The organism is Croceibacterium sp. TMG7-5b_MA50 (assembly GCF_039830145.1).
Classification (GTDB): Bacteria; Pseudomonadota; Alphaproteobacteria; order Sphingomonadales; family Sphingomonadaceae; genus Croceibacterium.
On sequence record NZ_CP156082.1, the window covers coordinates 1,871,206 to 1,886,101 of the forward strand.

Here is a 14,896-nt window from a genome sequence, read left to right on the forward strand (position 1 = left end):
GATGGCAAGGGACCACTGGAGCAACTGCATCACCCACTTCGACGACGACGTCGGAGCGTTCGTGCGGGATTATTTCGCCGACCAAGGCAGGCGCTGCCTGCTCGTCGCCGCGGCCGGCTTCGACCCCAGATCGCAGGTCATCGCGAAGATGCTGTCCGAGACGCTGGGCGACCGGCTCGGCGCGCTCTTCATACGCGAGGAACGGGGGCGACCCGACGCGAACCTCATCGCCGACGCCGATGCGAACGAAGAGGCCCTCGCTGCGATCGTGCCGAACTATCGCGTTGAGCGGATCAACATATTCGGAGATGACGGCGCCGCCATCGGCGGCTCAAACGTCGCCGCCATGCTGTCGAAGACGGAGGTGGATCCCGCCACTACTGACGTCGTGCTGGACATGAGCGCACTCTCCATCGGTATCGGCTTCCCGGTCGCCAAGCTTCTACTCCTGGATTGCGAAGCCGCCGCGAACAGGGCATTTCACATTCTCATCGTCTCGAACCCCGAACTCGACGATCGGATTTCAAGCGAACCCGCCGAGCGCGCGATGCCGGTGAAGGGCTTCTCCGGTCAGGGCAGCCTCTCGCAGACGCTGAATCCGGCTCGCATCTGGATTCCCCAGCTCGCTCGGGGGCGCAAGGCTGCGCTGACGAACATCAGCCTGCAGGTCGGCGACTGCTACAAAGTCTGCCCGGTCCTTCCCTTCCCCGCCCGTGATCCGAGGCGGGCGGACGCGCTTGTCGGCGAATACGAGAACGAGCTCGTCAACGAGTGGCAGGTCGATCCCCGCGACCTGGTCTATGTGTCGGAGAGGAACCCGCTCGACAGCTACCGGACGATCTCGACGCTCAAGGAACGTTATGATCGCACCGTTGAGGGCACATACGAGCCGCTCGTCATCCTGTCTCCGATTGGCAGCAAGGTCATGGCGGCCGGTGCGTTGATGGCCGCAATCGAGCACGATCTGGCCGTCCAATACATCGAGACGGCACGTTACGAATTTGACGGCGCCGACCGTCGAGAAGATGACCCCAAGGACATGATCGTACACGTGCTACTCAGCGGGCCAGCATACGGTGACTACGGATGCGTCGCCTCCGCCGAACCAGAATGAGCCCGGTTTTCTCCGAAAAGCTCGACGGGCTCGACGATACCGTTCGACTGCTGAAGGCTTTCGACGCCGGCTCCATCTCGGGCGCACTCTCCGAAGGCCGCGGGCGTCATGCGCTGGCCGTCGGCTCGGGTGGATCTGCGATCGCCGCCAGCTTCCTGTCTCGATGCCGCGACACGCTAGGTCTCGGCCCAACGACCATCGAGACCCCGATGGATCTCGTTCTGGGCGGCTACGATCTCAGCGGCTCAGACGTCTGGCTGTTCAGCGCAGGTGCGGACAACGCCGACATCGTTGCAGCGGCGGTCTCGGCGCGTCAGCGGCGGTGCCGACGACTCCATATCGTAACGCGTGGGCCGTCAGGCGCTGCGGCCGAAATCGTGGCGGCCAGCGGTGGCACTGTCCATGCCGTGCCGGCGGCCACCATCCAAGACGGCTATCTCGCCACACATTCCATGATTGCAACCGTCGGCGCTCTCCTTTTGGCGTCGGATGCCGTGGCCCATGACGCACGCGGGCGTGACGAACTCGTGGCCGCCCTGCTTGTCGGGCTTGCCGAGAGCCGTACGGCGGCCGCCCGGTCGGCGATGGCCGAGCGCTTCGCCTCGCTCGGCCGTCGCGACACGATCCTGATCCTCGCGGACCCGCAATTAGGGCCCATTTCGACCCTGATCGACACGTCCATCTGGGAAGCATCCCTCTGCTCCGTCCAAAGGGTCGATTTCAGAAACTTTGCGCATGGACGGCACGGCTGGATCCATCATCGGGCGGACGAGACGCTAATCGTCGCGCTCACCGCCATGGAGACGCGGGAGGTCTGGGCGCCGATCGCCTCCGTGCTCCCGCCGACGATCCGGGTGCTTAGCTTCGACCTCGGCGATGGCGGACGTCTATCGAACGCCCTCGGCATCATCGATGGTCTCACGATGATCGAGGCAATGGGCCAAGCGGTCAGCGTAGACCCGGGAAAGCCCGGATATGGCCAGTTTGGGCCAGCGATCTACGACAATCGCTCGCTTGAGGCGGTCGCGAGCGGTATGCCGGCAAGCGTTCGTCACAAGCGCGCCGCAATGGCCCGCTCTGACGAGAGGGGTGCCGCACCGGATCCGCTCCTGATCCATGCCCGGAACCGTCTCGAAAAGCTTGTCGCCGCGACGATCGGTGGTCTCGTCTTCGATTATGACGGCACCCTCGTCGCCACGGCCGAACGGTTCTCCCCACCCAGGGCGGAGATCGTCGAGCAGCTCGTCAGGCTCGATGCGGCCGGTGTCAGGCTCGGCATCGCCACAGGTCGAGGCAACTCGGCGGGCAAAGATCTGCGGAAGGTGCTTCCGCCAGACATGCATCCTCGCGTAGTAGTAGGTTACTACAACGGCAGCCACGTCGTGCCGCTCGATGTGGACATCGAGCGCGAGCCGCCAATCGCAGATCCGATCATTGCTGCGACGGCCGACTGGTTGCGCTCGCACCAAGACCTGTTCGTCGCCTCGAACTATAAGGTGGGGCCGCTCCAGATCACAATCAACGCGGAGCTGCTTCGGCGCCCCTACCGGTTCCGGCGCGACATGGTTGAATGTCCCCTCATTCAAACCGGTCAGGTGCGGGTCACTGGATCAGGCCACAGCTTCGACATCATCGCCGCTACGGCAACCAAGCTCAGGGTGGTAGAGACGATCCGGAATGCGCTCTCCAGAGAGAAGGAAATCCTCTGCTTCGGCGACAGCGGCTCAAGGAGTGGAAATGATCATGCGCTCCTCTCCCACCCTTTCGGGATCAGCGTTGGAGAGGTATGCGGCGCGCCAAACGGTTGCTGGTCCCTGTTCGGCGACCATCCCTCCGGGCCCGATGCGCTTCTTAATGCGCTCTATGCTCTGGTACCCTTCCCACCTGATGACGGGATTCGACTCGATGTCCACTCGATGGCTCTCGACACCCCATATGCAAATGGAACATAATAAGAACATGGGCGCAGCGACTCGTTTTAACCATTGTGTCGACATAGCGGGGACGGGCTTCACGGTGCTCGATCGCATCTACGCGGACGGCGCCCTGGCCGACGAGAGTCTAGGCGGCTCGTGTGGCAACGTGCTCCTCTCCCTCGCAATGTTGAACCGTCAAGTGGCTCCCGTTCTCACTCTTGGTGACGACGACGAAGGTGAGCGGCTTGTCTGTGAGTTCGTCAGCGCTGGAGCATCAATCGAGTACATACACCTGCGGAACGATATTCGGTCGCCCGTTCTCGCCCAGGAATTGGACACCGCCTCCGGCATCCACGGGTTCAGCTTTGTGTGTCCTGAGACGAGGGTCCAGCTTCCGCGATACCAACCGATCGGCCAGGCCGAGCTTGCGCTTGCCCTGCCCGTCCTCACCCACTGCTCGGTCTTCTATGCCGACAGACTGTCCGACAGCATCATCGAGGCGATGAAGACGGCGTGGTCCGCTGGCGCGATCATATTCTTCGAGCCGTCCGAGATCGAGGATGACACGATGTTCGATGAGGCGATGCGTATGGTCTCCGTTCTCAAATATTCGGTAGACCGGCTCGGCGAGCGGCTCTCCAACATCGCGCACCACTGCGTGTGCATCGTCACGCACGGCGCGGCGGGTCTCGAAGTGAAGCACGGCGAGATCGCCCGCTGGTGCCACGCCATCGACGCCCCCGTCGTCCTCGACACCTGCGGTTCCGGCGACATGGTGAGCGTGGGGGTCATCGACTGGATGATCTCCAATCAGATAGGGCCAGAACGTCTGACCGCCGTCGACTTAATCGGCGGGATCGTCGCCGGGCAGCGGCTTGCGGCAGAGAACTGCGCCTATGCCGGTGCCCGTGGAGTCTTTCGAAAGCGCGGTGCTAGTTACGTTCGGCAAATGCTCTGCGAAAACACCTCCTTCTGATCGTCGCGCTATTCCGCGGCGACCATGTATGGGGTCGCATCGCCGCCGGCCTCTGCCGGTGTCTGTTCCTCGGATCGAAGCTCGGCGCGAAGCTCCATCAACATCACGCCCAGCATATTCTTGCCGACGCCGCCGACCTCACCCCATAGCCGGTTGACCTCGTTGTCGACCGTCGCGCTCTCAACCAGGCGAGCGTGGCCCGTGGATAAAAGCAGATCGCGAAGATCATCGTGCTGGGTGAACTTGGCGCGAAGGACTGCCCGCATCCGGTCGAACTTGGTCTTCGACCAGCCGGGAGCCACATCCCAGTAGTAGAGCCCATGGGCCGCCATCGCGAGTAGCGATGGGGACGGTGCCTCCATGAGCCATCGACGGACACTCGGCTTCCTGGCCTTGCCTGCTTGATAGGCATGCTCGCTTGTCGCGAACTCCTCCCCCTCGAACTCGATCATACGCCGGTAGAGATTGCTGAACGGGCCGTAGGGCTTGTCGCTAGCCCGGTAGAAGCGGATCTCGTCCATTAACATGTCCTTGCAAATCTGCAGTGCTCTAGCCATGCTGATTTGCATGAAACCAAGCAACAAGCAATTAGAGTTGGTGTCCGATTCGATCGCGGCGGCCTATGCCGACCAGAAGCTGTCGAACGCGGAAATCGGTAGAATTGCTGGCGTTCACCCGAGCCAGGTCGGTCGGATCTGCTCCGGGAAGTTCAAGACGTTCAGCCATAACGTCGTGCAGATCTGCAAGGCGCTAGGCGTGAAGGTGCCACGCTTGGAGCCTGATGCTGGCGAGACAGATCCCGAATGGGCGCAAGCGCAGTCTAGCATGCGCCGCGTATGGGACGAGACCCCCGAGGGTGCGCGGGTTATCGCACGGATGCTCAACGCGGTCGCCGAGTTGCAGGCGAAAAGCGATCCTCGGTAAATCTCACGCGATTAGAATAAGCCTCTGCCCTTCGATCACGCCCGAAATAATGAACAGGCACCCGTTTTCATGCATGGCATCGGCAGCAATGAATGACGACAAATGGGGCGCCTAGCTGCCGTGCATAGGTGCGCCAACTAATGTCCGCTCCCCGGGGAGCCGCTCCAACCCGGTCAGTTCGCAATTGATCCCCGCTAGGGTTGGAGCTCCCTGCTCCCCGCCTGAACAGAAGTCCGCTTACGCCGGCCAAGCGCTCAAAAGCAGCCGTTCCGCTTCCCACCCGGTGAGCCATGCAAAGTGCTCTATTCCAAAGTGATTGAGAGGAAGGCCGACCGGTACGATAGCTGGCATGCAACGGCTGATGAAGCCCGAACGCTGCCGATGCCGGCTCTATCGGAGCCGGTCTGCTGGGAAGACTATCAAAGCCGTGCCACCCGCCCGGTCCGGGGCGTTAACGACCGAGCCGCGTCGCCACAGGAGCTACGATCTAGTCGCAGAACGCGTCCTCCGTGTGGTTCATCTCGCAACCGCGAGATGCCGCTGCAGGTTGTCGCTTATGCCTACAGCCAAGGATCATTGGGACGGATGTTCTCGCTAGCAAAGGCGTCCTCCTCGCTGCTGTGGGTCACACCATCCTCATCTGCATAAATTAGGATTGGACCTGCAAAGATGTACTCTGAATAGTGCTGATCGCGCAGCGCCCAGCTCATCAGCTGCGTGAGCGCATCCACCTGGTCGTCATGGCGACCAGATGGGAAACTCAGCAGCTCGCTCTTGAACTCCGCGAGCCAAGGCGCATCGCGGGGCAGCAGCAGCTGCCCCCCTTCAATCTGGCCGGAGACACCTAGCATACGCGACAGCTTGTCGCCTTCGGGCTTGCGCGCGATCGGCGCAGGAACATGCCGCGGCTTCTCGGCGCGCAGGGTCTGGATAAGCTGCTGGCCGGAGGCCTGATCCTCGATCAGCAGCACGGTTGCGTGGTGATGCTGCGCGAGCCGGATCACGTGTCGTTTGAGCTCGGGGAAGTTCAGCTTGCGGCGGAACACATCCAGGATGCGGACCATACCCCGGTGCACATGGGCGGTGATCCCGACCGAATAGTCGTTGAGCGCGCCGTCCTTGGAGGCGGTATCCCATGATTGCACAATCCGTCCGGCAGAGGCCGGATCGAAGCTGTCCTCATAAGATCGAAGCCAGTCGGCCTTGACCACGTTGCCCTCGGCCGGAACCGGGGTCTGCTGGTACTGGGCCTCGAAGTACACCGATCCCTGCAGACGCTTGATGTCCATCAGCGCGGCCAAGGGCTCATGTGCGGCGTGAAGCACCTCGCCGCTCCGGCGATGGTAGGTACGCCCTCTGGTGAGCGAAACCGTAACGGGCTCCGGCGCTATCGCGGGCAGAGACAGATGGTCCCAGCCACCAGCTTCAAGCAACATCCCGGCCAGATCATACTGGTGCAGGCGCTGCATGACGGTGACGATCGCCCCGCGGCTCTTGTCATTGAGCCGGGAGGCCAAGGTGGAACCGAACCAGTCATTCACCCCGTCGCGTAACGTTTGCGAGTTGGCCTCCTTGGGATTGATCGGGTCATCCAGGATGATGATGTCGCCACCGCGCCCCGTCAGCGTGCCGCCCACCGAGGTTGCTAGCCGGCCCCCAATGCGGGTCGTCTCGAAATCATGCACCGCCGAGCGGTTGGACGCGATCACGGTCCCGGGGAATAGCGCCTTGTACCAACGGGTCTGTATCAGCGAACGGCAGTCGCGCGCGTGTTTCAGCGCCAGCTCCTGCGAATAGCTCACGCACACGAAGCTGAGCGTGGGGTCCCGACCCAGGCACCAAGCAACCCAAGCCACCGACACCATCACCGACTTCAGATTGCGCGGCGGCAGCGTAATCAGCAGCCGGCGCGAGACGCCGCGGTGAACCTGGTCAAGCTGGTGCGATATAGCATCATGGTGCCAGTTGCTGAGGAGATTGGCCCCGCCATGGATCTTGGGAAAAGCGCCGATCAGGAACGAGCCGAAGTCGCGGCGCTGTAGTTCCTCGATGAAGGCCTCGGCGTTGCCGATGCCGGGCGGGAGCGGGCTCATGCCCGCCTGTCCCCATCCGCGTCGTCGTGCTCGTCGCCTCCTGCCGCTGGCAACGGCTCGGCCGCATTGCCCTCGGCCGCGTGGCCGGTGAGGAACTGCTCCAGGATCAGGGCCTCCGTATCGGACAGGCGGCGCTCAGCGGGCCGCTCGTCTTCAAAGCCTTCTGCCTGGATGACGAGGGAGAGGAGCTTGTCGGCGGCCGCCACATTGCCCTTCGCCGCCTTGGCAGCGAGCGCCTTGATGATCAGGCGGCGCTTGCGCAGCCGCCGTGGCCGGCCGTTCTCCGTCACAGTCACATATTCATCGAGCTCGGACTTCAGCTCCGCCTTCAACCCTCGCGCTCCGCGGGGACGACCCTTGGGGTTGCCGGAAACGCCCGGCTGGAACCGGCTGTGCCGGGGCGGCTTGCCGTAGCCAACCTCGTAGCCGTCCTCGCGATCATCAGCCACGCGCCGCCTCCCCGCTGGCGCGGGCGGCCGCAACTTCCTCGAAGCTGCGCCCATCGGCATGCTGCGGCTGTAGCCCCGTCGCTTGCGTCAGCCGGCGGAGCGCCACATCGACATAGAGCGGATCGAGTTCGATCGCGGCACCGCGCCGCCGGGTCCGGTGCGCTGCAAGGAGCGTGGTCCCCGAGCCACTGAACGGGTCGAGGATCAGGTCACCGTGATTCGAGCAGTCAAGTATGGCATCGGCCACCAGCGCGACCGGCTTCACGGTGGGGTGATCAGCGAGGTCCTGCGCGCGGCCCTTGCGGAAGGTGTTGGCGCCGGCGACCTCCCACACATTGGTGCGGTACCGGCCCTTCTCACCGAGCCCGAAATTGTTGATGTGCTTGCCGGTCCCCGACTTGAACACGGATACGAGCTCATGGCGTGAACGGTAGAAGGTGCCCATGCCGGCATTGTTCTTGACCCAGACCACCAGCTGCTTGAACTCGGTATAGACACCGTCGCCAGCATCAAACACCTCGCGCAGGTGGCGCCAGTCCATGCAATGATAGTGGATCGAACCCGCTACGGAGAACCGGGCGCACAGGCGGAATACCACCCGCAGGAACCCAGTGAACTCGGCCGGGCTCATCTCGCCGGCCGCTTCGAGGAACTCGCGGTGCTGCACCGCGCCCAGCCCGGAGACGTGACCGGCGATCGGCACGTTATAGGGCGGATCGCTGAACACCATAGTGGCGCGTTCGTCCACGAGCAGCGCCTCGTAGCTGGCCGCATCCCGCGAGTTGCCGCAGTACAATCTGTGCTCACCGATCAACCACAGGTCGCCGGTGCGCGACACGGCCACGGCATCGGCCATGGGCAGTTCGACCGGCGGCTCGGGCTCGTCGGTCGTGACCCCGAGATCCAGATCGCCGAGCGAGAAGCCGGTAACATCGAGATCGTAGTCCTGTTCGAAGAGGAAAGTGAGCTCACCCTTGAGCGCCTCGTCATCCCAATCCGACAGCTCGGCCAGGCGATTGTCTGCCAGCGCAAAGGCTCGGCGATCGGCTTCGCTGACGAACCTGACGCGGATCACCGGCACCAGCTCGAGCCCGCGCAGGAGCGCTGCCTGTCGGCGGCCGACGCCCGCGGCGATAACGCCTTGGTCATCGATGATGATGGGGACGATAAAGCCGACCCGGTCGATTGCCCGCGCGATCTGCTCGATCTGCTTGCCGCTGTGCTTGCGGGCATGGGTCGACGCCACCTGCAGGGTGGCGGGATCGACCATCTCGATCCGGGGGTGGTTCAGGCCGTGCATGATCTGCTCCTCACAAGGGGAGCGAGCCAGTTACGGCACGGACGAAGGCAGCTTAAGAAGAATAAATCGGCGTTATCGGCACGAATTGCTCCACGCGGTAGCCTGGTCCGGGAACAGGCAGCCCGGTCTCAGGATCAATGCTGCCGCTTTCGAAGGGGAAGAAGTCCTCGAAGCGCTTGCCCTTCACCGCCCCGGTTGCGTGCGCATCCTTCACGATGTTCGCCATCGCTGTGAGCGTAGCGCGCTGGTCAACTGCGTGGAATATCTGCAGCAGCACTTGGTCTATCGGTGGGGCGAAGCCAGGCTCGTACGCACCATCCTTCACAATCCTGGCGCGCAGATCGCTCCCGCAAGTCTGTCGATAGAGCGCCATGAATGCGTGCAGATGCAAGCGAAGCAGGTAATTCGCTGGCCGGCCGCGTTGGGGCGCGAGCTCCTTCACCAGCTCGGACGCAGCTTGCCTGACATCTTCGCCCTCCAGTTTGGGAGCCAGAGGATCGCGGGCGCTGGCCAGCTGGAGCCCACGGTGGTTGATCGCCAGCTCGAGAGCGGGATTGATGCGCGTGCGTTTGGAGCGCCGCCGAGACCGCGGGTTCAGCTGTCGCTCTGCGTCTGCTAGCGACTCGTTGAAGGTGGGCCTGCCCTGCTGTGCCGTGAACGCAGCGGCGAAACTCCTCTGCAAATAGTGCAGGCGACCTCAGAACTGCGCCCCGAGGCGAGCCTCTCGCTGCTCCGGAGTCTCCGAGATTGCCGTGGCCGGCAAAACGGCCATCGTAATCACCTCCTCGTGCCAATTAAGTGTTGCTGTGAGCGGCTGCTAGCTGCCTGCTTTCTAATCCTAGATCCCTGTTAACCGGGCTAGGGAATTTGCCGTGAGAACCGCACTTTCTCGGGGATAGCGCCTCACCGTTGCGTCCAAACCTGGCCCGAAATCTCGACCTTCTCTGTTTGTACCCTGCAAAACAGCGATATGCATGCGAGACGGGTTCGCTCCAGACTGCAAGCCGCACCATGGAACATCGGACAGCCCTCACTTTGACCTGCACGCGGGCCACCGTCGTTTCGGCAGGCCGTAGGCTGAGCCACAGTGCCGCGCCACATCTTGCTTGTCCTAAACAGCTCGCGCGCTTGTGCTCATTCGTCCGCCATATTGCGCGCGCAAGTCAGGCTGCCACCAACCCTGCGATCGCCCGCTCGCCGGTGGCGTTGGGGAACAGTCCGGGCATCGCCTGCTCCGGTTCGATGCCATATGCCCCGGCAACGGCACCGGCTATCAGCGCATCGAGCCGCATGGTGGGCCTGAGATCGCGCTCCTCGTACAGCTGACCTGGCGCAAGGCCCGGCCAATCGGCCAGCACGCGCCCGCCGGCGACCCGCCCGCCCAACAGCATCGCCGCGCTTGCCGTACCGTGATCGGTGCCGCCGGTGCCGTTGACCGCCACCGTGCGGCCGAACTCCGTGGCGATCAGCACGATCGTGTCGGCCCATGCCGGACCAAGACCTTCGCGCAACGCCGCCACCAGCGCGTCCAGCCCGCGCAGATTGGCTGCCAACCGCCCCTTCTGCTGGGCATGGGTATCCCACCCGCCGGTCTCGATCATGGCGATCCGCGCGCCGTCCGCCGGCTGCAGCAGCCGCGCCGCCAGCGCGCCGGTCGCGGCGGCGTTGCGGCCATTGTCGCCCGCAAGATCGCCGGTCAGTTCGCGCGTGGACAGCGCCTCGCTCCACAGCCCGTGCAACTGGCTGTCGCCTTCGTACAGCATGGCGACACGCGCCAGCAGGTCGTCCGATGCATCAGGCAGCGCCGACGGGGCGTAGCTCGCCACCGGCTGCGGGCCACGCAGCGCCAGCGGAACCGTTGCGGTGATCGCGATCGCGCGCGCCTGTTCCTCCGGCAACAACGCCAGCATCCGGTTCAGCCAGCCGTCCTTCAACTGGTAGGCACTGGCCCCGCCGGTCTCCAGCACGTTCTGCCCGTCGAAGTGCGATCGTTCGCGGTAAGGACTCGCGACAGCCTGCGCCAGCAGCGCCTGTCCTTCGCCATACAGGGTGGACACGGTGCCGAGCGCCGGGTGCAGCGCGAACATGCCGTCCAGCTTCGGCGCCGCCAGCAACTCCTCCGCCAAGGCGCCGCGATGCCCGGCATAGGCCGGGTCACCAGTCGGGGCGACGATGTGCAGCCCGTCTGCGGCGCCCCGCTGTATGATGAATACGAAGCGCCGGTCGGTCGCCGCGCGGGCGAATGCCATGCGCGGCGCAACTCCCATGGCGAGTGCGGTGGCGCCGGCGCTGACGAGCATGGTTCTACGATCAAGGGTCGTGGGGATCATCGGACTATCTCCGCATCATCTCGGGCGCGACCAGCAGCAGCGCCACGGCCTGGCTGCCGCTTTCGGCGCGCGCGATCGCCTGCGCGGTGGCGGGCGAGAGGGCATCGGGGAACAGGCTGGCGGCGAGCGCGCGCGCATCCGGCTCACCGGCGCGGGAAGCCAGCCGCTCGGCCGCCTCCACCCGGCGCATGATCGCGTCCGGCCCGGCCCAGCTCGGTGCCAGATCGTCATATCCGACCGGCTGCCCCGGCCGCCAAACCGGCTGGCCCAGTTGCGTCATCAGCCCCGCCATCGCGCGCGGCTGCACCTCGCCGATACCCAGCGCGCGATGGGTGCCGATCGCCCATTCCCAAGGGTTGCGGAACTTGGCTGGCGCGGGTGTCCATGCTTCCGGACTGGCAACCAGCGCGCGGTATATCGTGGGCAGATCGCCCCCACTCGCCGTCCAAGCCGCCTCCAGCCGGTCCACCATTGGTCCGGGGGGCGTGTCGCCGGCGAAATGCCGCGCCAGCTTGGTGGCGAGATGACGGGCGGTGGCGGGGTGCGCGGCGAGGTCCGCCAGCACTGCCTGCCCCTGCTCCTCGCCACCGGCGGCATAGCCCTTGTCCATGATCGTGCGCCCGCCCGGCTGGTGGATTCGGCCGTCGAACATAAAGCTACCCGGCTCCGCTTCGCGCTGCCGCGCACCGCCACGGCGGGCCAGACCGCCAACCGTCCAGCCGGTCAGCGCGCGCGCCAGTTCGGTCACATCCGCCTGGGTATATCCGGTGCGCACGCCCAGCGTGTGCAATTCCATGATTTCGCGCGCGAGATTCTCGTTCAACCCACGCTGGCGCTGGCGTCCCGCCGCACGCTGCCCCGCCGGGCTGTCGGGACCGACGGACTGCGCCTGATCCAGATAGAGCAGCATCGCCGGGTGCCGCTCCACCGCATTCAGCATGTCGCCAAAGCGGCCCAGCAGATGCGGGCGCACCGCCTCGAACTCCAACGGGCCGGCGAGGCCGTTCAGCTCCAGCCGGTCGGCGGAGACCGCGAAGTGATTGGCCCAGAAATGCACCAGCCGCTCCGCAAACGGCGCGGGGCTGGTCAGGGCGGCATTGGTGCGCGCCGCGACGGCAGCCGCGTAATCGCCCCGCGCGTCCTGCGCCGCCTCCCGCCGCGCAGCCATCTGCGCGCTGCGATCATCGCCCGCCTGGCCGCGCAATTCACGCTGGCGGGAACGGAAGTCAGCAATGTTGCGTGCGGCATCGGCGCTGCCGGGCGCGGCGGCGATGGCCGGCGGGCGGGGGTCATAAAGGTCAAGCTGGTCGATCAGCCATTGGCGTGGATTAGCCGGCGGAGCCTGGCCCGGGATGGCACCCAGGCCGAAACGATTGAGGGCAATACTGGCCTCGCTCATGCGCGAACCTCCTTCCACCGCCCGGTCAAGCCAGATCGGCGTGCTGCTCTCCTTCCCGCTCTCCGTCTACGCCGCCCAATGTGAACCCAGCCTGCCGATGTCAGTAGACGACGACGCTGCGGATGCTTTCCCCCGCATGCATCAGGTCGAAGCCCTTGTTGATCTCCTCCAGCGTCAGAACGTGGGTGATCATCGAGTCGATCGCGATCTTGCCGTCCATGTACCAGTCGACGATCTTGGGCACGTCGGTCCGCCCCTTCGCGCCGCCGAACGCCGTGCCGCGCCAGTTGCGTCCGGTGACGAGCTGGAATGGCCGCGTCGCGATCTCCTTGCCCGCCTCGGCGACACCGATGACGATGCTGGTGCCCCAGCCGCGATGGCACGCCTCCAGCGCGGTGCGCATTACCTCGGTGTTGCCGGTGCAATCGAAGGTGTAGTCGGCCCCGCCATCCGTCAGCGCGACGACCTGCGCCACGACCTCGTCCCGGCTCATCCCTCTGGTGTTCAGGAAATGCGTCATGCCGAACTGCCGGCCCCACTCTTCGCGGTCGGGATTAATGTCGACGCCGACGATCATGTTCGCGCCCGCCAACCTAGCACCCTGAATGACGTTGAGGCCGATCCCGCCGAGGCCGAACACCACCACGTTGTCGCCCACCTGCACCTTGGCGGTGTTGACCACGGCGCCGACGCCCGTGGTGACGCCGCAGCCGATGTAGCAGCTGGTCTGGAACGGTGCGTCCGTGCGGATCTTCGCCACGGCGATCTCCGGCAGCACGGTGAAGTTGCTGAAGGTCGAACAGCCCATGTAGTGGAAGATCGGCTGCCCCTTGTGGCTGAAGCGCGTCGTCCCATCCGGCATCAGCCCCCGCCCTTGCGTCGCGCGGATCGCGGTACACAGGTTCGTCTTGCCCGACAGGCACGACTTACACTGCCGGCATTCGGGGGTGTACAGCGGGATCACATGGTCGCCCGGAACCACGCTGGTCACGCCCGCCCCGACCTCGCGCACGATGCCGGCGCCTTCGTGGCCCAGCACCGACGGGAAGATGCCCTCGCTGTCGAGACCGTCCAGCGTGTAGGCATCGGTATGGCAGATACCGGTCGCCATGATCTCCACCAGCACCTCGCCGGCCTTGGGACCTTCCAGATCCAGCTCGACGATCTCCAGCGGCTGCTTGGGCGCAAAGGCGACGGCGGCACGGGTCTTCATGGGGCAGGTCCTTCCAAAGTGCTGCCCCGCGGGTACCCCCGCGCCGCGCCCCTCGCAAGCACGTCACCCGGACACTTGTGCCGCGCCCGCCGTTTACCCTGCCGACACAGATAGTTGGCGGAGCGAGAGATGCAGGATTACGAGACCACGCGCCGCACGGTGCTGGGCGGCACGGTGCTGGGGCTGGCGGCGGGCGCGATGGGTGCGGGCCCGGCTGCGGCGCAGGAAGGCGGCGCACCGGGGTCGGGCGGGGCCGGGCAGCGCCGGCTGCGGGATCCCCGCAACGCCTATACCCGCGAACCCTTCCCCGAACAGAAGCAGGAGTGGCCCGGCCTGGCCAGCCAGATGACGCCCCGCCCCGATCATGGGGAGACCAGCTATCGCGGTTCGGGCAAGCTGACGGGGCGCCGCGCGCTGATCACCGGCGGCGACAGCGGCATCGGCCGGGCCGCCGCCATCGCTTTCGCCCGCGAAGGGGCAGACGTCGCCATCAACTACTACCCGACGGAGGAGCCCGATGCGCAGGAGGTCAAGCAGCTGATCGAGCAGGCGGGCCGCAAGGCGGTGCTGCTGCCCGCCGACATCCGCACGCTGGCCGCATGCGAGCAGACGGTGGCCAAGGCGATCGAGGCGCTGGGCGGGCTCGACATCCTGGTAAACAACGCCGCCTACCAGCAAAGCAAGGCCGACATCCTGGAGATCAGCGACGAGCAGTTCGTCCGCACCTACGAGACGAACATCTTCCACACCTTCCGCTTCAGCAAGGCGGCGATCCCGTCCATGCCGCCCGGTGCCGTCATCATCAACACGATCAGCCAGAACTCCTACGACCCGGAAGAGGAGATGATCGATTATGCCAGTACCAAGGCGGCGATCCAGAACCTGACGCGCGGCATGGCCAAGCAATTGGCGAAGAAGGGCATCCGGGTGAACGCGGTCAGCCCCGGCCCTATCTGGACCCCGCTGCAGGTCGCGGGCGGGCAGCTGCCGGGAACGATGGGCGAGTTCGGGCAGGACACGCCGCTGGGCCGCGCGGGGCAGCCGGCCGAACTGGGCGCGCTGTATGTCGCGCTGGCCAGCGACGAGACGACCTTCTCCACCGGCACCGCCGTCGGCGCGCACGGGGGCAGCGGCAACCCTTGAGCCCGGGCGGCGCAGGATGCATGGGCGATCCCGTTGTTG

Annotated in this window: 13 protein-coding genes; 5 read left to right on the forward strand and 8 right to left on the reverse strand. The window is 65.2% G+C overall.

Features of this window, described 5'->3' with window-relative positions; genetic code table 11:
• Position 1 precedes the first annotated feature (1 nt).
• The 3 genes from V5740_RS08955 to V5740_RS08965 are packed head-to-tail and all read left to right on the forward strand — an operon-like array spanning position 2 to position 4,006.
• Entirely contained in the window at positions 2 to 1,114 is a 1,113-nt protein-coding gene (locus V5740_RS08955; RefSeq protein ID WP_347302141.1) for a hypothetical protein, read from the forward strand.
• A complete protein-coding gene (locus V5740_RS08960) occupies positions 1,111 to 3,066 on the forward strand; it encodes an HAD hydrolase family protein (protein ID WP_347302142.1) in 1,956 nt (651 codons plus the stop codon). The genes V5740_RS08955 and V5740_RS08960 overlap by 4 nt, the downstream gene beginning before the upstream one ends.
• 7 nt (positions 3,067 to 3,073) lie before the next feature.
• Positions 3,074 to 4,006 carry a PfkB family carbohydrate kinase gene (locus tag V5740_RS08965; protein WP_347302143.1) on the forward strand — a complete coding sequence of 311 codons (933 nt, stop codon included), beginning with the start codon at positions 3,074 to 3,076 and terminating at the stop codon, positions 4,004 to 4,006.
• 8 nt (positions 4,007 to 4,014) lie between these two features.
• Here V5740_RS08965 and V5740_RS08970 read toward each other — a convergent pair whose 3' ends face one another.
• Positions 4,015 to 4,527 carry an NADAR family protein gene (locus V5740_RS08970; protein ID WP_347302144.1) on the reverse strand — a complete coding sequence of 171 codons (513 nt, stop codon included), beginning with the start codon at positions 4,525 to 4,527 and terminating at the stop codon, positions 4,015 to 4,017.
• A 46-nt stretch (positions 4,528 to 4,573) separates the two neighbouring features.
• Here V5740_RS08970 and V5740_RS08975 point away from each other — a divergent pair, with 46 nt between their 5' ends.
• Entirely contained in the window at positions 4,574 to 4,930 is a 357-nt protein-coding gene (locus tag V5740_RS08975) for a helix-turn-helix transcriptional regulator (RefSeq protein ID WP_347302145.1), read from the forward strand.
• A gap of 560 nt (positions 4,931 to 5,490) precedes the next feature.
• Here V5740_RS08975 and terL read toward each other — a convergent pair.
• The 7 genes from terL to V5740_RS09010 form a co-directional block, all read right to left on the reverse strand.
• A complete protein-coding gene (gene terL, locus V5740_RS08980; RefSeq protein ID WP_347302146.1) occupies positions 5,491 to 7,023 on the reverse strand; it encodes a phage terminase large subunit in 1,533 nt (510 codons plus the stop codon).
• Positions 7,020 to 7,472, reverse strand: coding sequence for a DUF5681 domain-containing protein (locus V5740_RS08985; RefSeq protein ID WP_347302147.1), 453 nt, complete (start codon positions 7,470 to 7,472; stop codon positions 7,020 to 7,022). The genes terL and V5740_RS08985 overlap by 4 nt, the downstream gene beginning before the upstream one ends.
• A complete protein-coding gene (locus tag V5740_RS08990) occupies positions 7,465 to 8,772 on the reverse strand; it encodes a DNA methyltransferase (protein ID WP_347302148.1) in 1,308 nt (435 codons plus the stop codon). The genes V5740_RS08985 and V5740_RS08990 overlap by 8 nt, the downstream gene beginning before the upstream one ends.
• Positions 8,773 to 8,824: 52 nt before the next feature.
• Positions 8,825 to 9,145, reverse strand: coding sequence for a hypothetical protein (locus V5740_RS08995; RefSeq protein ID WP_347302149.1), 321 nt, complete (start codon positions 9,143 to 9,145; stop codon positions 8,825 to 8,827).
• 790 nt (positions 9,146 to 9,935) lie between these two features.
• On the reverse strand, positions 9,936 to 11,102 hold the full coding sequence (locus V5740_RS09000; RefSeq protein ID WP_347302150.1) for a DUF1501 domain-containing protein: 1,167 nt from the start codon (positions 11,100 to 11,102) through the stop codon (positions 9,936 to 9,938).
• Positions 11,103 to 11,106: 4 nt separating this feature from the next.
• The gene (locus tag V5740_RS09005) at positions 11,107 to 12,501 is read right to left on the reverse strand and encodes a DUF1800 domain-containing protein (protein ID WP_347302151.1); all 1,395 of its coding nucleotides are present in this window, start codon (positions 12,499 to 12,501) and stop codon (positions 11,107 to 11,109) included.
• Positions 12,502 to 12,601: 100 nt separating this feature from the next.
• The gene (locus tag V5740_RS09010) at positions 12,602 to 13,714 is read right to left on the reverse strand and encodes an S-(hydroxymethyl)glutathione dehydrogenase/class III alcohol dehydrogenase (protein ID WP_347302152.1); all 1,113 of its coding nucleotides are present in this window, start codon (positions 13,712 to 13,714) and stop codon (positions 12,602 to 12,604) included.
• Positions 13,715 to 13,843: 129 nt separating this feature from the next.
• Between V5740_RS09010 and V5740_RS09015 the strand changes: the two genes are divergently transcribed.
• Positions 13,844 to 14,857: an SDR family oxidoreductase gene (locus V5740_RS09015; protein WP_347302153.1), complete on the forward strand. Its 1,014-nt coding sequence runs from the start codon at positions 13,844 to 13,846 to the stop codon at positions 14,855 to 14,857.
• Positions 14,858 to 14,896: the final 39 nt, after the last annotated feature.